Annotated in this window: 18 protein-coding genes, 1 other RNA gene and 2 pseudogenes; 9 read left to right on the forward strand and 12 right to left on the reverse strand. The window is 38.0% G+C overall.

Annotation, left to right across the window (positions count from 1 at the left end; genetic code table 11):
* The first annotated feature begins 2 nt into the window (after positions 1 to 2).
* Positions 3 to 1,133: a glycoside hydrolase family 3 N-terminal domain-containing protein gene (locus ACQ2HF_RS10555; protein WP_432410391.1), complete on the forward strand. Its 1,131-nt coding sequence runs from the start codon at positions 3 to 5 to the stop codon at positions 1,131 to 1,133.
* Positions 1,130 to 1,564: a large-conductance mechanosensitive channel protein MscL gene (mscL, locus tag ACQ2HF_RS10560; RefSeq protein ID WP_432410392.1), complete on the forward strand. Its 435-nt coding sequence runs from the start codon at positions 1,130 to 1,132 to the stop codon at positions 1,562 to 1,564. Before ACQ2HF_RS10555 ends, mscL begins: the two co-directional genes overlap by 4 nt.
* Positions 1,565 to 1,703: 139 nt before the next feature.
* Here mscL and ACQ2HF_RS10565 read toward each other — a convergent pair whose 3' ends face one another.
* From ACQ2HF_RS10565 to ACQ2HF_RS10605, 9 genes and pseudogenes are all read right to left on the reverse strand, one after another.
* Positions 1,704 to 2,057 carry a hypothetical protein gene (locus ACQ2HF_RS10565; protein WP_432410393.1) on the reverse strand — a complete coding sequence of 118 codons (354 nt, stop codon included), beginning with the start codon at positions 2,055 to 2,057 and terminating at the stop codon, positions 1,704 to 1,706.
* 48 nt (positions 2,058 to 2,105) lie between these two features.
* A complete protein-coding gene (locus ACQ2HF_RS10570) occupies positions 2,106 to 2,345 on the reverse strand; it encodes a VF530 family DNA-binding protein (RefSeq protein ID WP_432413083.1) in 240 nt (79 codons plus the stop codon).
* 57 nt (positions 2,346 to 2,402) lie between these two features.
* Positions 2,403 to 2,924: pseudogene (locus tag ACQ2HF_RS10575) on the reverse strand (SAM-dependent methyltransferase); the annotation flags it as partial.
* 125 nt (positions 2,925 to 3,049) lie between these two features.
* Positions 3,050 to 3,502, reverse strand: coding sequence for a tRNA (cytidine(34)-2'-O)-methyltransferase (locus ACQ2HF_RS10580; RefSeq protein WP_432410394.1), 453 nt, complete (start codon positions 3,500 to 3,502; stop codon positions 3,050 to 3,052).
* Positions 3,502 to 4,362: a TerC family protein gene (locus tag ACQ2HF_RS10585; RefSeq protein WP_432410395.1), complete on the reverse strand. Its 861-nt coding sequence runs from the start codon at positions 4,360 to 4,362 to the stop codon at positions 3,502 to 3,504. Before ACQ2HF_RS10585 ends, ACQ2HF_RS10580 begins: the two co-directional genes overlap by 1 nt.
* Before the next feature lie 238 nt (positions 4,363 to 4,600).
* The gene (locus ACQ2HF_RS10590; RefSeq protein WP_432410396.1) at positions 4,601 to 5,410 is read right to left on the reverse strand and encodes a hypothetical protein; all 810 of its coding nucleotides are present in this window, start codon (positions 5,408 to 5,410) and stop codon (positions 4,601 to 4,603) included.
* Positions 5,411 to 5,499: 89 nt separating this feature from the next.
* A complete protein-coding gene (locus tag ACQ2HF_RS10595) occupies positions 5,500 to 5,886 on the reverse strand; it encodes a DNA topoisomerase IV (RefSeq protein WP_432410397.1) in 387 nt (128 codons plus the stop codon).
* 42 nt (positions 5,887 to 5,928) lie between these two features.
* Positions 5,929 to 6,228: a hypothetical protein gene (locus ACQ2HF_RS10600; RefSeq protein WP_432413113.1), complete on the reverse strand. Its 300-nt coding sequence runs from the start codon at positions 6,226 to 6,228 to the stop codon at positions 5,929 to 5,931.
* Positions 6,229 to 6,381: pseudogene (locus tag ACQ2HF_RS10605) on the reverse strand (helix-turn-helix domain-containing protein); the annotation flags it as partial.
* Positions 6,382 to 6,664: 283 nt separating this feature from the next.
* Here ACQ2HF_RS10605 and ACQ2HF_RS10610 point away from each other — a divergent pair.
* Together ACQ2HF_RS10610 and ACQ2HF_RS10615 are read left to right on the forward strand one after the other, a co-directional pair.
* Positions 6,665 to 7,819, forward strand: a complete 1,155-nt coding sequence (locus tag ACQ2HF_RS10610; RefSeq protein ID WP_432410398.1) for a M14 family zinc carboxypeptidase — start codon at positions 6,665 to 6,667, stop codon at positions 7,817 to 7,819.
* Between the two features lie 45 nt (positions 7,820 to 7,864).
* Complete coding sequence (locus ACQ2HF_RS10615; protein WP_432410399.1) at positions 7,865 to 8,344, forward strand: Lrp/AsnC family transcriptional regulator; 480 nt, start codon at positions 7,865 to 7,867, stop codon at positions 8,342 to 8,344.
* 116 nt (positions 8,345 to 8,460) lie between these two features.
* Here the strand turns inward: ACQ2HF_RS10615 and ACQ2HF_RS10620 are convergent, their stop codons facing one another.
* Both ACQ2HF_RS10620 and ACQ2HF_RS10625 read right to left on the reverse strand, forming a co-directional pair.
* Positions 8,461 to 10,932: a TonB-dependent receptor gene (locus tag ACQ2HF_RS10620; protein WP_432410400.1), complete on the reverse strand. Its 2,472-nt coding sequence runs from the start codon at positions 10,930 to 10,932 to the stop codon at positions 8,461 to 8,463.
* A 16-nt stretch (positions 10,933 to 10,948) separates the two neighbouring features.
* Positions 10,949 to 12,637 carry a M23 family metallopeptidase gene (locus ACQ2HF_RS10625; RefSeq protein ID WP_432410401.1) on the reverse strand — a complete coding sequence of 563 codons (1,689 nt, stop codon included), beginning with the start codon at positions 12,635 to 12,637 and terminating at the stop codon, positions 10,949 to 10,951.
* 144 nt (positions 12,638 to 12,781) lie between these two features.
* On the opposite strand from ACQ2HF_RS10625, the gene ACQ2HF_RS10630 reads away from it, so the two are divergent.
* The 5 genes from ACQ2HF_RS10630 to ACQ2HF_RS10650 all read left to right on the forward strand — a co-directional run bounded on the left by ACQ2HF_RS10630 (position 12,782) and on the right by ACQ2HF_RS10650 (position 16,197).
* Positions 12,782 to 13,072, forward strand: a complete 291-nt coding sequence (locus ACQ2HF_RS10630; RefSeq protein WP_432413084.1) for a hypothetical protein — start codon at positions 12,782 to 12,784, stop codon at positions 13,070 to 13,072.
* 13 nt (positions 13,073 to 13,085) lie between these two features.
* Positions 13,086 to 13,376, forward strand: a complete 291-nt coding sequence (locus tag ACQ2HF_RS10635; protein WP_432410402.1) for a cell division protein ZapA — start codon at positions 13,086 to 13,088, stop codon at positions 13,374 to 13,376.
* Between the two features lie 56 nt (positions 13,377 to 13,432).
* Positions 13,433 to 13,540, forward strand: a non-coding RNA gene (ssrS, locus tag ACQ2HF_RS10640) — 6S RNA.
* Positions 13,541 to 13,648: 108 nt separating this feature from the next.
* A complete protein-coding gene (gene rny / locus ACQ2HF_RS10645; protein ID WP_432410403.1) occupies positions 13,649 to 15,217 on the forward strand; it encodes a ribonuclease Y in 1,569 nt (522 codons plus the stop codon).
* A gap of 173 nt (positions 15,218 to 15,390) precedes the next feature.
* Positions 15,391 to 16,197 (forward strand): hypothetical protein, encoded by an 807-nt coding sequence (locus ACQ2HF_RS10650; RefSeq protein WP_432410404.1) that lies wholly within the window; start codon positions 15,391 to 15,393, stop codon positions 16,195 to 16,197.
* Positions 16,198 to 16,311: 114 nt separating this feature from the next.
* Here the strand turns inward: ACQ2HF_RS10650 and ACQ2HF_RS10655 are convergent, their stop codons facing one another.
* On the reverse strand, positions 16,312 to 17,280 hold the full coding sequence (locus ACQ2HF_RS10655; RefSeq protein ID WP_432410405.1) for an IS110 family transposase: 969 nt from the start codon (positions 17,278 to 17,280) through the stop codon (positions 16,312 to 16,314).
* Positions 17,281 to 17,741: the final 461 nt, after the last annotated feature.

Below are 17,741 nucleotides of genomic sequence, written 5' to 3' on the forward strand. Positions count from 1 at the left end.
CTATGAATTTAAAGATAAAAATTTTCTTTACCTGCTTCGGTTTACTGCTATCGCTTGGCGGTATCGGGCAAACGATTCCTACCTACTCACTTCAGCAATTTTACGAGTACAATTCCGAATTGGAGCACAGAGTAGACACTATTTTTCAATCCATGAGTGATAAAGAACGCGTGGCGCAAATGCTAGTGACTTCGGCCGGAGAATTAGGGAAACCTGAACATGTAGTACTGCAACTAGCGAAAGAAAACAAACTGGGAGGTGTGGTGTTCTTAAAAGGCACCACAGAAAATCATAAACGTATGATTGATAGCCTGAACACCATTGCTGAAGTTCAGCATCAGCTACCCTTATTATTTTCGATAGATGCAGAGCCCAGTCTTTATAACGGTCGTTTAAAAGGTACTGAGGATCTTATGAATACCATCGAGATCAAAACGAACGCACAAGCAGATTCTATAGCTACTTTAATTAATAACAAACTCTTAGAAATAGGGTTTCATCAAAATTTTGCCCCTGTGGTAGATGTCAGTCCTGAAAACGAAGCCATTAAAAATAGAAGTTTTGGCAATGACAAAGACACGGTAATTGGTCTTAGCAAGCAATTTATTAAAACCACGCAGGAACAAAATATTATCGCCACCGCAAAGCATTTTCCAGGACACGGTTTGGTTACTGGCGATACGCATAAAAAATCTGTGTTCATAGATGGTCCCTTGCAAGAGCTGGATGTGTATCCGCCATTAGTAGAAGCAGGGGTGCTTTCTGTAATGATGGCGCATATTACCATTTTAAATAACAAGGACTATGATACAAACGGATTGCCTTCCAGCTGTTCAAGAAACATCGTAACGGGTTTATTGAAAGAGGAATTGGGTTTTAAAGGATTGATAATTACAGATGCCCTTAATATTATGAAAGCGGTAACTATAATAGACAATGCACCCTTATTAGCCTCCAAAGCAGGCTGTGATATGTTGTTGATGCCTATTGATGAAACTGAAACTATTTCGGCCATTTTAAACGAAATGGAGCAAGATAAAGCGTATAGAAATCAGGTATATCAGTCTGTAAAGAAAATTATACGTTTCAAAATACTTTTAAATATAGTGAACCCAAAACCGAGTGCAAATTGAAAAGTTTTATAAGAGAATTTAAGGATTTTGCTGTAAAAGGCAATATGATAGATATGGCGGTGGGGATCATTATTGGTACTGCCTTCAACAATGTGGTAAATACACTAGTGAAGAAAGTAGTCATGCCACCATTATCGTTGCTTACAGACGACGTAAATATTGCTGAACGCAGGTATGTTTTGCGTGAAGCTGTGGGTGACGTTTCCGAAGTTGCTATTGGGTATGGAGAGCTTATCGAGGTGCTAATAGATTTTCTGGTGATTGCGCTTACTATTTTTGTTGTAATTAAAGGGATTAACCGCTTTAAGAAAAAAGCAGAGGATCCTCAAAACAAAACGGTAGAAACCCCTAAAAATATTGAGTTGCTTTCTAATATTGAAGTACTGCTAAAGGAACAGAATGAATTCTTGAAGCGCAAGCGGGCCGACTAATTAAGTATCTAATTTCTCCGTGCGCTTTGCTGTTGTGTGGCTTCTTTTTCAGTGGTAATACGTAGGTTTTTTTAGTCTTTATGACAACCTATCAATTTTAAAACTTCAAAAGAAACTTCTCTTGAAAAATGTAGCAACCCTATTCTTCTTCAGCGCTTTCTGGCGTAAATCTGGAAATTAATTTGGAAGGTACTTTATACGTTGCTGCATACTTTAAACCTTCTTGCCTGTGCTTAAACGTATTAAACGCTTTGAGATACCATCTTTTGTCAGACGCTTTTTTATTGTGGTCTAAATGCATCGTGGCTCCAAAAGAGGTGTTCTTAGCCCAGGTATTAATGGAATAAATACTTATCCCGAAAAAACCAGTGCGTTCAATAACGGTAGCAAAGTCTTCTTCCGAAAATTTATACTCTTCGGCTTTTTCTGCTTTCTTATTAAGATTGGTTAGATCTTTAAAGACTTCTTTCTGTAAAAATTCTAATTCTGTCATGTGGTAAAGGTCGGTATTGTTTTCTAATAGGAAACTATAGTTTCTCTATCATTTTTTAAAAGTATAGAGATACAATTGTTCCACTTTTTCTCGTGCCCACGGCGTACGTCTTAAAAACGTTAAGCTAGAGTTGATAGATGGATTGGTGACAAAGCTGTTAATGCGAACACGATCGCCTAATTCCTCCCAGCCATATGTATCCACTAGTTCATTAAGTATTGTTTTTAATGTAATTCCGTGCAACGGATTGTTTTGCTGTGTTTTGGGTGCTGATTTTTTCTGAAATATGCCAAAAAACTCATTTCCTTTTCTTGTGTCTATCGAATTGTGACAGGGTGCTAAAATAAGAATGTCAAAATGTGATTTAAAATAGTTTCGGTATTCTGTTTCTGTAGCACCATACGGACAATGTTCGCTGGCTTCCATTGTAGAATTCTCCATAAGCACTCCCACCAATTTTCCTTTAGGAACAAGGAGCGATGCCATCTTGGTTGTGTATTTAACACGAGTCATCTGGTCGGGTTCAAAAGAACAGAAGAAGGTTTGTTCCATAATGAGGTCATAGCTTCCTTTATGTTTGAAAAAATCCTGGTGATGAATCTGTTCCTTCGGAAACGTAGGGTTCCGCTCTTTAAAATTATTTAAAGGAAATTCAGATATGTCGAGAATATGCACATTGGGAAACCCGTTTTTGTGCAGATATTCGGCTTCGTAGGAGTTGCCAGCGCCAGGAATTAAAATCTGAAGCTCCTTGTTCTCTAGTTGTTCAAAATAAGAAATAAGCGGACTGGAAGCTTCGCCAAGATCCCAGCCAATATCGTAGTCTTCGTACCGTTTTGTCCAATATTCCTGGTTGTTTTCTGTCATATTCAAGTCCCGCGCAGACGGGTGTATTTTTAATATTTTCCTCGTATTTTAAGTCTCGACTAAATCGCTCAAAAATTCACGAAGGATTTAACTATAATTTTTCAAGTTCAAGTTCAAGTTCAAGTTCAAGGTCGATTTCGAAGTCCTTCATAAACCACGACGCTCACAGCATTTGCTAGGTTTATGCTTCTTATATGTTCGCTATGTATAGGGATTTTATATATTTCGTTTGAGTGTTTTTCTAAAATTTCAGCAGATAGTCCTTTTGATTCTTTTCCGAAGATAAAGAACATATCGTCTTCAAATGGAATATCCCAAAAGGTTTTAGTACCGTGACTCGATAAAAAAGCCATCTTTTTATGCTGGTGTTGCGCGAAAAATTCTTCAGCAGATTCATAAATAGTAAGGGGTACATGTTTCCAGTAATCCAATCCGGCACGTTTTACACGTGTGTCATTCAATTCAAACCCAAAAGGCTTTACCAAATGCAAATGACACCCGGAAGCCAAGCTTAAACGCCCAATGTTACCTGTGTTATTAGGTATTTCAGGTTCCATTAAAACAATGTTATAAGCCATTATTTGTGTAGTTCTTTAGCCTTTTCTTGTTGTAATTCTTCGTCAATTTTGTCTGGATGCGTTGTAACAATCTCACTTGTTGTTTTTCTATAACGCATATTGAGAAATTCAATAAACAGAGAAAAAGCTATCGTGAAGTATAAATATCCTTTTGGAATAGTGCCTACTTCACCGCCAAATATTACAAGATGTGATAGGTGTGCACCTTCTGCTATTAACATAAAACCAATTAAAATTAAAAACGAAAGTCCCAAAAGTTGTACGGTTGGATGTTTGGTTACAAATTTACCAACGGGATTGGCAAAAACCATCATAATAATAACCGAAACGACCACGGCAATAACCATTATAATTAATGCATCGGTAGGATTGTCGCTTATTCCATTGGTCATACCCACAGCCGTTAAAATAGAGTCGAATGAAAAGACAATATTTATGAGCGCAATTTGCACAACCGCTTTGGTGAGTGTAGTTTTCCTGCCTTTTGCCACTGCACGTTCGTCGTGACCTTTGTCCTCCACTTTTTCGTGTATCTCGCTCGTACTTTTATAAAGTAGAAACAAACCACCTGCGATAAGAATAAGGCCTTGGCCGCTAATACCTGCAGTGATCCAGGAGGTGTTTATGTGCCAGAAGGGAGCCTCCATAGCCACCAGCCAGGAAATACCAAATAATAATATAATACGTATGAGCATCGCCATAAAAAGGCCAATATTGGTTGCTTTTTTCTGGTGCTCTTTTGGAAGTTTACTGGAAGCAAGAGAAATAAATATAATATTATCTATTCCCAGAACAATTTCAAGGAAGGTTAGTGTTAGCAACGCTACGAGCGCATCTGGCGAAGTAAGAATTTCAAACATTTGTTATAATTAAGTGCGACTAATTTAAATTTTTAAACAGGTTTAAAGATAAAAACTTAATTAGGACTGAAATATAATTTTGGTCTCAAATAGGTAATTAAATTTTATAACATCAAAAAAGTTTACATATAGCACTATAAAATAGATATGTTGAGGTCATAGGTTGAATGCAAAAAGCCCGAAGGTGCTGGCACCGTCGAGCTTACTTATTTTAGTTAGTTTTTATTTTATTATAAATTTACTCTTGATAACACTCTACAAAATAGTATATGGAATCTACATCTTCATTAGCTTCTAATGATAAAGTCACACCACCCTGACTGTTAAATTGTTGGGGAGTCATTCTTACGGTTTCCCATCCCGTCACCACATCGATAACTTCATAAAAATCAAAATCTTCATCAATACCACCGTTTATAGGTTCAAAAATTGCTGTGTACCTAAAACGTCCTCCTCCTAAATCATCTTTACACCATCTTCTTCGTACTCCGGGTAAGGCAGATCCTCCACTGGATTGCGCAGATAAACACGCATTTGTTTCTAATACCCAATCAAAGCAATTAGTACCTCCATCACCGTCGCCATCGCCGTCGCCATCACCATCACCATCACCATTTCCGTCACCATCACCATCGCCTCCATCTCCACTAGGATCTTCGGGGCCACCAACTTGTGCAATGGCATCACCAATGGTCCAGGATACCATATCACCATCTTGTACGTTTGTTACAGCTACAGTGGGGCTTCCTTTGCCTGAAGTAGTAATCTGTACATCTACAGAAGAGCTTTCAGATTCGTATGTAATAGGAATTCTTCGGGTTTCACCCACTTCAATATTACTAACTTGGTCAAAGTCAATATCGAGTTCTGCACCGTTTACTTCTATAGTAGCCGTTACAAATAAGGACTCTACAATATCATAATCACTATGTGTAATATTTAATACAAATGAAATTACTTCTTTCTCTTTATCACAAGAAATTTGTGTGAGACCGAGCACTACTAAAAAAAGAGCCATTACAGCTTTGGATAAAATTTTGTTTGACATAATAGGATTGAGTTTAAGACTCCAAAATTACTATGTGCTGTTTTATGTCGCAATACCCATTAGAGGGTATATTTTAGAATAAGGCTGGTTTATGGTTTCGATTCCTCACGAACTTTTACAGCCGTCCCACGCTCTTTCCTAGTTTCTCCCACAATGTTGTACTCAAAAGTATAGGTATCGCCTTCTGTAGCTAAAATTTTCATGTGGATGGCTCTTTTCTCGGCCTGGTTCTTTGGATTCTTTTTGGTCACCACATATTCACAGGCGTTAATCCAGCGAATATAGGAGGTATCTGCGTTTCCTCTAAAGTAGTCAACTTCAATAGAATCGTTGCGTACAAAGGTAGTTTTGGTAAGTTCGGTGCCTACAAGTGCTTCAAATTCAAACGTTCCCGTCTTAAATTTGTCACAGTTTCTTTCTGTGTGGTAACAACTTGTGAGGGTGGTAAGGATTACTATAAAGAGAAAAAATCGCATAGGCAGCTTTAAAACGCGAATTTCTGAAATTTTACGCACACATTATGGTAAGTATTCCTTAAAACTTCCATCAGCATAAAAAATAACGATGCGGTCGATAGCATTTGACGTTGAATTTGAAACCGAATCTGAACCTACTTGTTTCTCTATTTCTGAAACTGTAGAATTATTTTCTGAAGTTTTCTGAGTTGTTTTTTCAGCTGAAGGAATAGTGTTAGGGGTTTGAAAATTGGTTGTGGAAGAAGGTGCTTTTTTTTCTGATTCAACGGTGGAAGGGAAGGTGCCTTTTCCATTTAAGAGCCAATACAAATTCACTTCTTCAAACGTGTGCACTACCTTCATAACAAACTCTAAGCTGGGCTTATTTCTACCCGAAATTAAGTGCGAAATGGTAGACCGGTTGAACTCTATTTTTTCGGAAAAAGCAGTAGCAGATAACCCGTAATAATCGAGTATTTTTTCTAGTCTTTTTGAAAAATCTGCACTGTTTACCATTGTAACGTTGAATGTCGTTTTAAAAACGTTTACAAAAGTAACATATTGTTAATGTACCTGCAAATCTTATTGCAAATAACTTAATTTTATATAAATGATAACTTTATATAATTTATAATAAAGAACTGAAAATAAGCTTACTAATATATAATCATAATAATGAAGTTAATTTTACGTGTCCACAGGCCGTATTTGTTTACTTAACCTAACATAATAAGCATATTTTTCTGTTTACATTTGTAAACTTAACAAGTGTTACCTTTGTAACACCGCAAGAAATGCTATGAATATATTAGAAGCCTACGCCACTTTTTTTGAAGCTAAAATTGAAGGGAGATATGTCACTTTAGAACATCTTTCTCCCCTCTTAAAAGTCTATAAAAATATGTTTCAAATTTCAGAAATTGGAACGTCTGAATTGGGACAAAAAATCCCAATGCTCAAAATGGGTCAGGGTGAAAAAACAGTTTTGGGATGGTCTCAAATGCATGGAAATGAAGCGACCACAACCAAGGCAATTTTCGATTTTTTAAAACTGATTGCTGAGCAGAAAATCTATAAAAAGGAGATTTCAGAATTTTTGAAAACGTATACTTTTTACATTATTCCCATTTTAAATCCAGACGGAGCTGCAAAATATACGCGTGAAAATGCCAACGGAATTGATCTGAATAGAGATGCCCAGGACCAGACGCAATCTGAAAGTAGGGTATTGGCCAAAGTTTTCCGAGACCTACAACCAGATTTGTGCCTCAACCTGCACGATCAACGCACGATCTATGGTTTTAAAAACGGGAAACCAGCTACTGTTTCGTTCTTATCTCCAGCAGCCGATACAAAACGAAGCCTTACGCCCTCCCGAAAAATCGCGATACAGCATATTGAAACCATGGTTGGGGTGTTGCAAGGCTTGATACCAGGACAGATAGGACGTTACGACGATGCTTTTAATGCCAATTGTGTAGGGGATTCCTTCCAAATGGCTGGCGTGCCCACGATTTTGTTTGAAGCAGGACATTTCCCAGACGATTACCAACGGGAAGAGACTAGAAAATATATTTGTAGTGCGCTTATAACTTTGTTTGGTATCGTAAAACCTTCAGCAACTACCTCCATTTTGTACGCTAAGATTTCAGAAAACAAAAAGAATTTTAAGGATCTACTTATTAGAAATGTAAGCATACCGGGTATTTTCAGGCTTAAGACCGTAGCATTTCAATATATTGAGGTATTGGAGGGTAGCCACATTGTGTTTCAATTGCATGTAGATGAAATAGGAGACCTTACTTCGTGCTTTGGTCATCAAGAACTAGATGTTTCAGGTGCTGAAATTTTGGTGAATTCGCAACAAAATTATCAAGTTGGCGAGAAAGTTTTAAAAATTGTCAGTAAAAAAGATGATTCTCTGTTATTTATTAAGGAAGATAAGTTTCTTTAACCACAGAAAAAATTCTATTTTTGCAATCTGGTAAACCCTGGAAAAATGGCTAAATTTAAACTTGACGATACAGATCACAGCATTTTAGATATGCTTATTGAGAACACGCGAACTCCCTTTACAGATATTGCGAAAAAATTAAAAATTTCAGCAGGTACGGTACACGTTCGTGTAAAGAAGATGGAAGAGGCAGGAATTATAACCGGTTCATCCTTGCGAATAGACTATAGAAAGCTAGGCTACTCTTTTATTGCTTATGTGGGTGTTTTTCTTCATAAAACCTCTCAGACACAATTTGTGTTAGAACGCATAAATGAAATACCCTATGTTACCGTAGCCCACGTGACTACAGGAAAATTCAATATTTTCTGTAAAATAAGAGCAAAAGACACTACGCAGGCAAAAGACATTATCTACCAAATAGACGATATTGAAGGTGTAACAAGAACGGAAACTATGATCTCCCTGGAAGAGAGTATTAACGATAAGAAACGCTTAATGCATTCTATTTTTAAAGATATTTAGGAAGCATACAGAACACTCATTTTGTTTGCTGAAAGAAGAAAGATTTCTTTTAACTTGTAAAAATATAAAAGCCGAAAACTATTTTAGTTTTCGGCTTTTTTTGTGGGTTGTGGTTTTTAAAACTTTGCAGTAAGCCTAACGTTAAATACTCTTGGCGATAAGAAGTTAGGGATGCTGTATTGTGTTTTACTGTACACATCGCGTACAAAGGTGTTGGTGATGGAGTTTTGTACGTCAAAAATATTGAAGATTTCTGCGCCAATACTTAATTCCTTAAATGGTTTTAAGAGTCCAGAGTCCTTTAATTTATCTTGATGTATTAGTACATAGGAAACACCAAGGTCTGCGCGTGCGTAATCTTTTAAGCGTGTTTGGAAGTCGTATGGGTCTGCATAACTAGGCGAGCCACCTGGCAATCCTGTTTGATATACTAAGTTCAAGTACATTTTTAAGTCTGGAATAATCTTTACGTAATCCTGAAAGAGTACTGCAAACTTTAAACGCTGATCTGTAGGTCTGAAAATATAGCCACGATCGTCAATGTTTTCTTCGGTTTTTAAATAGCCAAAACTTACCCAGCTTTCCGTTCCCGGCACAAACTCTCCTGCAAGGCGCATATCTACTCCATAGGCATATGCCACAGCATTGTTATTTGCTCTGTAGCGTATACGTACATTCTCCAGTGTATATGGGTTTACGTCTTGTAAATCTTTGTAGTAAATTTCACTGTTCAGGGTAAAAGGACGTCCCCAGAGTTTAAAACTATAGTCGTTTCCAAAAACAATATGAATGGATTGCTGCGCTTTTACATCTGGTCTCACCGTTCCTGTAGAATCTCTCAACTCACGATAGAAGGGAGGTTGGTGGTAAAAACCACCAGAGAGTCTGAAAAGCATATCCATATCCCAGTCTGGCTTTAACGTTACCTGTGCCCTTGGGCTTACCACAGTTTGTGTAACACTTTCAATACCATCGCCACTTACAGTCCAGTTTTGAGAACGAATCCCGGCATTTAGCCAAAGGTCATTGCTGCCAACTGTAGTAGCCTTGCTCCACTGCGCAAAGCCGGAAAAACGATTGATCTGTACATCATTTTGTGCTCTAATATCTGTAAAAGGAACTATAGGTGCAGTGAAGGGCGCATAGGGTTGGTTATTGGCAAAATCGATAATAGGAGGGCGGATAGAAAAACCTGCCGAATCTATAATTTCATATTCCTGTACTCGGTCTCTAATATCTTCGCGGGTATATTTTACACCGTATTCTATAGTAGTATCGTCGTTCACCGAAATAATTCCTTTGTGCTCTGCATTAAAAATAAGGGCATCCAGATCGTTACGGGCGTGGGTTAATTGTGATCCAATACCTTCGCTAAACTCTACATCACCCAGATTGTCATCTCCAATGTTGGTATTTACTTCCCCTAAGCGGTATTGTGCGAGAATATCGAAATATTCTTGCTCCGTTGTTTGGTAGGCACTGGCAATAAATTTTGCGGTGTAGGTGTCTGAGGCTGCATAAGTTCCTTTAAACGCTCCAAAATACGTGTTGTAGCGGTCTTGTTCTTGTCCTTCGTAAAAAACCAGCAGCGCAATAGGATCTGCCAGGGTACCAAAATTGGTCTGGCGGGTAAGGGGTTCGTAATCATATTGATTAACGGCAATGTTTCCAAGGAATCCTAATTCGAATTTATTACTGAATTTATACGTCAAATACGTCTGCGCATCGGCAAACTTTGGACGGAAATTGGTTTCGGTTTGCTTGGCATTTACAAACAGGCTGTTGTCACGGTAGCGTAATCCTACAATGCCTCGAAGTCTTTCGTTTTTTGAAATTCCTTCAACCGAAACGTTGGCGCCTAACAGACTTAAATCTGCCGTAGCTCCAAAAGATACAGGACGACGGTATTCAATATCTAGTACTGAAGATAACTTATCGCCATATTTTGCTTGAAATCCACCTGCCGAAAAATCTACAGATCGTGTTAAGTCACTATTTACAAAGCTTAACCCTTCTTGTTGCCCACTTCGGATTAAAAAAGGGCGGTATACTTCAATTTCGTTAACATACACTAGGTTTTCATCGTAATTACCACCTCTCACGGCGTATTGCGTACTTAATTCATTATTACTTACCACCCCTGGAAGCGATTTCAATAAATTTTCCACCCCCGCATTGGCGCCAGGAATTTTCCTGATCGCTTCAGGACTAATGGTAGTTAATCCTTCAATTCGCTTGCGTTTTTTGGTAGATATTACCACTTGCGCTATTTGCTCTATGTCTACTTTTAAAACTGGATTGAGCTCAAAATCTTCATTTGCTGCTAAGGAAGGAATAGTAATGGTCGCATTTTTATGGCTCACGTGCGAGAACGTAATGGTAATTTCTTGTTCAGATGGGACTTCAATGAGGTAAAACCCATCAAAATTGGTTTGTGAACCAATACCGTTGCCGGCACTTACGTTCACAGCATTGATAGGAATATTGTTTTCATCTAAAATAACACCTTTAATGGTTGCATTCTGGGCAATTGTAGTTGCTGAAATACAAAAAAGGGCTAAAACGAGGGAGCGTATAAATGTTTTCAAAAGCTATAGATGTGTTTTATTTTCTGAAAAAAGTTGCTTCAAATGTAGTACTATTTCCCACATTATCCACGACGATCAATTTCAAGTTGTTTTCGGTATCTTTTACGATGTCATCGTCAAAATCATAGGTTAGAAGGTCGGTTTTGTAATTATATTCCGTTAAAATATACTTTCCATTCACCGTAGCGCGGTACGAACTTATGCCGCTTAGGTCGTCCTCAATTTTCATTTCCAGCGTTTTATTGCTGCTTATCCACTTGCCATCATCAAAGTTTACAGCTTTTACCGTGGGTGGTGTGGTGTCTATCGCCAACGTATACGTTCCAAAAGTGCGGACTCTCGTGGTGAGTTTGTTTCCGCTTCTTGAAGTGCTGTTGTAATAAGGTTGTCCTCTGTAATTGAGCCTGCCAATATATAATTTTGAAAGATCCGTTGCCTCATAATTAGAAGCATCTACACTTATAGTAATGTTTTTGTGGATTGGGATGATGTCTTCGTGAAACGTTAAAGTGTCTCCTTTAGCTTCAATAGCTAAGTAGGTATTTTCGTATAAACTTTCAGCAGGAATGTAGATGTCAAATTTACCTTTGGTAATAGCCGTACCTTGCTTATGGTACACAAAATGGTCGGTTTCTTTGAGGTCTTTTGGCTCTGGATTTTCTTCTGTCTTCCCTTCAATAGGAATGGTAATGCTAACGGTGTTTCCTTTATAATCGGTTATTTCTATGGTATAATCTGAAGAAAAACCGTCTTCAATAGTTATGTAGCCATTATCGTCTTCGTTTACAATCACACTTAGCGGATTGTTATCCTGGCGGAAGAGTTTCTGCACCCGGCTTTTATTGGTTTCAAAATATTCGTAGTCCATATATCTGTTCAGGTAGCGTGTTTCGGCAAATGTAAACTTCTCAAAAAGCACTTTAAATTTTTCTGAACCATTTACAGCCGTTTTTATTTGATACGCCCCGTTTTTATTGGAAGCACCATTTTGTTGGTCGTAGGTAGAAATTCCGAAACCAATTTTCCCCAGGGCCGAAACTTTTTCAGTGGTATAGTTGCCGTCTTTTTGTTTGATCAATCGCAGTTTACTTCGGTTCCCTGAATTGTTTGCATACGCACTGTCACCCACAGGATATACAAATACCGAATTTACCAACGGAACCTTGGTGTCTGGAATTTCAATGCCAAAGAGCAAGGGGTTCATAGGGCGGGAAGCAGCGTCGCGAATTTCAAAATGAAGGTGTGGCCCACCGCTACTACCACTATTACCCGTGTAGCCAATAACCTCCCCTTTTTTTACGGACAGTAGTTTGTTTTCCGGAAAATCTTCAAACTCGAAACTTTCCTTTTCGTATTGTTTCTGCTTTACATAGTCTTCAATAGCGTTTGCATAGCGTTGTAAATGGGCGTATACGGTGGTGTAACCGTTTGGATGTTGAATGTACATCGCTTTTCCGTAGCCATAATGCGATACTTTAAGCCGGGTTATGTAGCCATCGGCCGGAGCAAGGATGGTGGCGCCTTCTTTTTGTTGTGTTTTGATGTCTAAACCACTATGAAAGTGATTGCTTCGCAGTTCGCCAAAGTTTCCAGATAAAATAAGAGGAATTTCTAAAGGATTGCTAAAATAATCTTGTGGCACATCCTGTTGTGCGCCTGCCAATATGCTAAAAAATAAGGTTGCGGATAAAATGTATTGCTTCATAAAAATTGTAATGCGCTATAAATTAAGGGGGGTTGTGAGGTATTGTATGTAATAACATTCAATATTACAAAAAATTGTAGAAAAGAGTTGGCTTATTTGCTGGTGTATGTTAACTTTGTGTTAGCAGTATTGATTAAAAATGAAATGAGCGATCTTTCTGAAATTGTTGCTACGCTTGAAAATAGAATAAGTAAGATGCTTCACAAGTATGAAAACCTGAAGCAGAAAAACATTCAATTAGCGCTAGAAACGGAAGAAACACAAAAATTGTTGGCAACATCTCAGGATGAAGCACAACAATGGCGGGAAAAATGTAGCTCATTGCAGTTGGCAAACTCAATGCTGGGCAGCGACCAACATAAACGAGAAACAAAGCTCAAAATAAATGCTTTAGTCCGGGAAATTGACCAATGTATAACACAACTTTCCGATTAAAACAATAAAATCAATGTCAAACCCGTTAAAAATTAAGTTATCTATCGCAGACAGGGTGTATCCATTAAACATCCCGCCAGAGCAGGAAGAAGGCCTTAGAAAAGCCAGCAAGAAGATAGAAGCCATGATTAAACAGTTTGAAAATAGTTATGCCGTTAGAGATAAACAAGATGTTCTGGCCATGTGTGCCTTACAATTTGCTACTCAGGTAGAACAAAAAAATATTGATACACAAACCGATACGCAACAAGTGGAAGAGCAGTTAAAAGCGCTTAACCAACTGTTACAAGAGCACCTATCGTAAACGTTCTTTACATATATTAAAAGGTTACTGCCTACATTAGTACTTATTTTTGGTAAACTCAACACGAATTCTTTAAAAAGGGTGAGTTAAAGTTGTAAAAGCGAGCCGTCTTCGAGCGGATACTTGACCAGCTTGTTAGCCCTAAACTTTTCTTTAAGGAGTTTATTCAAAATCGCTATATTAATGTAGGCTTTTTTATACCCTATCGTGAACGGGGTATGGTGTACAGGATATGGTATTTCATATTCAACAATTTAAATAAATCAACAACCATGGATACTACTATTATTATAGCCATTATTGCAGCCATAACCGGTGTTGTAGTTGGCTTTATAATTGCAAAAATACTAGAGCGTAACAACTCTTCACAGCTTATTAAAAACGCTAAAAAAGCTGCCTCTTCTATCTTAAAAGAAGCCAAAAGTGAAGGAGAAACCCTAAAAAAAGATAAAATTTTACAAGCCAAAGAGAAGTTTATCGAGCTGAAATCTGAACACGAAAAGGTAATCACCAGCCGTGAGAAGAAAATGAACGAAGCCGAAAAACGTACCCGTGACAAAGAATCTCAGGTATCTGGCGAGTTGGGCAAAAACAAAAAGTTGAATGCCGAAATTGAAGATAAGAAAAAAGACTATAACGAGCGACTGGATTTCCTTGAAAAGAAACGTACCGAAGTAGAAAAAATGCACCGCAGCCAGATAGAGCAGCTGGAAGTTATCTCCAGTCTTTCTGCCGAAGATGCCAAAGGGCAACTTATGGAAAGCCTAAAAGAAGAGGCGAAGACCAATGCCATGGCATTTATCCAAAACTCTGTGGAAGAAGCCAAAATGACGGCCCAACAGGAAGCCAAGAAAATTATTATTAGCACCATACAGCGGATCGGTACCGAAGAAGCGGTTGAAAATTGCGTCTCCGTATTTAACCTGGAGAGTGACGATGTAAAAGGACGTATTATTGGGCGGGAAGGCCGAAACATACGTGCTATTGAAGCCGCTACCGGTGTAGAAATTATTGTAGACGATACGCCAGAAGCGATCATCCTGTCTTGTTTTGATAGTGTGCGTCGTGAAGTAGCAAGACTTTCACTACACAAATTGGTAACCGATGGTAGAATACACCCGGCACGTATTGAAGAAGTAGTGAAAAAGACTTCTATGCAAATAGAAGAAGAAATTATAGACGTAGGAAAGCGTACCGTGATCGATCTAGGAATTCACGGCCTGCATCCGGAACTTATTAAAGCGGTGGGACGTATGCGCTACCGTTCGTCGTACGGGCAAAACCTGTTACAACACTCCCGTGAAGTAGCCAAATTATGTGGCGTGATGGCAAGCGAATTAGGCTTAAACCCTAAACTGGCCAAACGGGCAGGATTGTTACATGATATTGGTAAAGTACCCGAAACGGAAACAGAAGTACCGCACGCCATTCTCGGAATGCAGTGGGCAGAGAAATACGGCGAAAAAGCAGAAGTATGTAACGCTATTGGAGCCCACCACGACGAAATAGAAATGACGAGCTTATTATCGCCTATTGTACAGGTGTGTGATGCCATTAGCGGTGCCAGACCGGGTGCAAGACGCCAGGTGTTGGACAGCTATATCCAGCGACTTAAAGATCTGGAAGCTATTGCCTTTGGCTTTAATGGGGTAAATAAAGCCTACGCCATCCAGGCAGGTAGAGAATTACGGGTGATGGTAGAAAGCGAAAAAGTAAGCGACGAAAAAGCTGCACAGCTATCGTTTGAGATCTCACAAAAGATCCAGACCGATATGACGTATCCAGGCCAGGTAAAAGTAACCGTAATACGCGAAACCAGAGCGGTGAATATTGCGAAGTAAATTGCAGTTGCTCTTAGTGAGTGACACCCAGTATATGATATCCCCAATTCATTGATTGAATTTGGGGATTTTTTGTTTTTTATTTACGGACATCTTTAATTCGTTGATTGGGGAATTTTTATATTTACGGGATAAAGACACCAAAATAGAGTTTATAACAAGTTAGGCAAAATATGAGAAAAAAGAAGCTGAATTCAATTGATTTAATAATTGAAAAACTTTCAGAGAGTTTTGCCAAAATAAAAAATTTTGGATTACTACAAGACTCAGAAGAAGGGCGACGATTATTTGATTTAATAGTGAAGTCTACAGCTGAGATGGAGAGTTTTCAGTCCCTTTTTCTAAATTATTATATACCAGCTTCAAACAAATCAATATTTGACAGTTGGACTCAAATATCCAATTCCAAATACAAACATTTATTGAACATAAATAAAGACGATTTAAAAGACAATCTTTACGAAACAATTAGACTTGGGTACGTTGGATTATTTCATAAATATGAATCGTATTTAAAGGCTTTGGTTGATGCAACAAATTTCTTACTTAAAGAAATGAATGAAATAAGCAATTTACTTCCTGTTGAGAAGTATTGTCAAAAAGAATATGGGGTTAATATTTTTAAATCACATAATCACTTTGCAATTACAAGTAAAGTAAATTATATATCTAATTGCATAAAACACTATGATGGCTTACCTATTAAAGAGCCAATTCATAAAGAGTTCTTGACTTCAGACAAAACAAAAAAGATTGAAATTGGACGTGATGAATTCAAATCAGACATTGAACGAATGAAAATGCATTGTGAATTATTACTTTCACAAATATTGATTTTAGGTTTTAAACAATTTATTGAAGCTGAGATTGATAATGAAAATGAAATTAAGCCAGAATTCAAAGAAAAATATGACGGAATTAAAAGTAACTTTGAATTAGTACTATCCGACTTTACAAAACCGAAAAAATACTTTGCCTAACAAAGAACTGAGGTAAAAAACAACCATTTTCTTCCTTAAATTTTGACATTATTTTTCTATGGCAAGAACTTCTCAATTTAAGTTTTTGCCTTTTTCATTTGTATGTAACTCAGGTTATTTTTTTAACACTGAAACAAATTCTTGGTCATAAGGCAGTCCTGATTTTGCAATTGCAAACGCCTGCCTTAATAACTTGTTGGCAACAGCGATTAACGCAAGCTTTTTACTCTTCCCTTTATTGACCAAGCGTTCATAGATTGCCCTACACCCTTTATTATGTTTGCAGGCATTGAACGAACACAGGAACAATAGGTTTCGCAGCTTTTTGTTGCCTACTTTGCTTATCCTACTTCGACCCCTAACGCTACTTCCAGACTCCCGTATGGTAGGTGTGATGCCTACATAACTACATAACTGGGAGGCATTCTCAAACTTGGAAAACCCATCGGTTACTACTATTAAGAACAATGCCGTCTTCATTCCTATTCCAGGTATACTCGTTAATAGTGTCAATTGGTGCTGTTGTTCTTTCTTGACCAGAGAGAGGATTCTTTCTTCGGTGGCTGCGAGTTCCTTGTCCAGGTGCTTTTTGTTTCTCTTCAAAGAGCGGAACACAGCTTTGGATGGTATACCCAGTGTTTCTTCACCGTGTATTTTGTTCTTGGTGGCTGTACGATGTTTGATGTAACTATCCATCAACCTAAAGAGTTGTAAACATTCGCTCTGGACTTCTGTCAAGGCATTATAAAGCGGGACATCATTGATAAGACCATAGTCACAGATGGCTTTTGCATCGCTCTTATCGGTCTTTACTTTAGCCAGTTTCATCTGTATGAACCTTTTGACCGACAAAGGATTAACAACAGACACTTCTACACCATTTTTGTAAAGAAATTGTGCGAGCCTGTAATGGTAATAACCCGTTGCTTCCATAACGACCAGTGCCTGCTGTGGTAACGATTTTAAAAAGGTCTTAAAACCCTTTTCATCATTCTTGAACTGGTTGTGGCCACTACTGCTCCCGTGAACATCGAAGACATCTTTACTAATGTCAACTCCAAAAGTTTCATTATATTTATTCATAAGAATTGATTTATGAAAGAACTAGCTACTCTACTCACAGCAACTTAAAAACGAGATCTCAAGTCTCATAGAACTGATCGTGATTTAAGTAGTAAAAGAGAGAGGATTATCAATGTTGTCGAAGTCTAAAGCTTCACCGCATATAGTAACCTTAATTCTCTCTTTTGTTCTTTCTGATTATATAACTAAATCTAGTTATTTTAATAAAAATCAAACTTAAGACGCATATAATACAGCGGTCTAATGGTTAAGTGAATTGGATTTCCTACAAATAATTGTAAATTAGTCACGCAGATTAATACGTAGTGGCGGCGCCACTGTCAAAAGCTGACCCGCCCGTACTGAAAAGGCACGTTCGGGCAGGTTCGCACGCTGCGCTTCCAACGCTCAGTCGGCACAGCCGCAAAAACCCGCCGTATCATATGTAAACCCGCTTCCAAAACCATTCTAAATTTCTTAAA

This window comes from Rasiella sp. SM2506 (assembly GCF_050859505.1).
Lineage (GTDB): Bacteria > Bacteroidota > Bacteroidia > Flavobacteriales > Flavobacteriaceae > Marinirhabdus.

Excerpts from the sequence above, each read along its gene's own strand:
- ACQ2HF_RS10610 (WP_432410398.1), top strand. The coding sequence starts at position 6,665 with ATGAATATATTAGAAGCCTACGCCACTTTTTTTGAAGCTAAAATTGAA.
- ACQ2HF_RS10650 (WP_432410404.1), top strand. The coding sequence starts at position 15,391 with ATGAGAAAAAAGAAGCTGAATTCAATTGATTTAATAATTGAAAAACTT.
- ACQ2HF_RS10565 (WP_432410393.1), bottom strand. The coding sequence starts at position 2,057 with ATGACAGAATTAGAATTTTTACAGAAAGAAGTCTTTAAAGATCTAACC.
- ACQ2HF_RS10615 (WP_432410399.1), top strand. The coding sequence starts at position 7,865 with ATGGCTAAATTTAAACTTGACGATACAGATCACAGCATTTTAGATATG.
- ACQ2HF_RS10555 (WP_432410391.1), top strand. The coding sequence starts at position 3 with ATGAATTTAAAGATAAAAATTTTCTTTACCTGCTTCGGTTTACTGCTA.
- ACQ2HF_RS10595 (WP_432410397.1), bottom strand. The coding sequence starts at position 5,886 with ATGCGATTTTTTCTCTTTATAGTAATCCTTACCACCCTCACAAGTTGT.
- ACQ2HF_RS10585 (WP_432410395.1), bottom strand. The coding sequence starts at position 4,362 with ATGTTTGAAATTCTTACTTCGCCAGATGCGCTCGTAGCGTTGCTAACA.
- ACQ2HF_RS10625 (WP_432410401.1), bottom strand. The coding sequence starts at position 12,637 with ATGAAGCAATACATTTTATCCGCAACCTTATTTTTTAGCATATTGGCA.
- ACQ2HF_RS10655 (WP_432410405.1), bottom strand. The coding sequence starts at position 17,280 with ATGAATAAATATAATGAAACTTTTGGAGTTGACATTAGTAAAGATGTC.
- ACQ2HF_RS10590 (WP_432410396.1), bottom strand. The coding sequence starts at position 5,410 with ATGTCAAACAAAATTTTATCCAAAGCTGTAATGGCTCTTTTTTTAGTA.
- ACQ2HF_RS10635 (WP_432410402.1), top strand. The coding sequence starts at position 13,086 with ATGTCAAACCCGTTAAAAATTAAGTTATCTATCGCAGACAGGGTGTAT.
- ACQ2HF_RS10630 (WP_432413084.1), top strand. The coding sequence starts at position 12,782 with ATGAGCGATCTTTCTGAAATTGTTGCTACGCTTGAAAATAGAATAAGT.
- ACQ2HF_RS10600 (WP_432413113.1), bottom strand. The coding sequence starts at position 6,228 with ATGAAGGTAGTGCACACGTTTGAAGAAGTGAATTTGTATTGGCTCTTA.
- rny (WP_432410403.1), top strand. The coding sequence starts at position 13,649 with ATGGATACTACTATTATTATAGCCATTATTGCAGCCATAACCGGTGTT.
- ACQ2HF_RS10580 (WP_432410394.1), bottom strand. The coding sequence starts at position 3,502 with ATGGCTTATAACATTGTTTTAATGGAACCTGAAATACCTAATAACACA.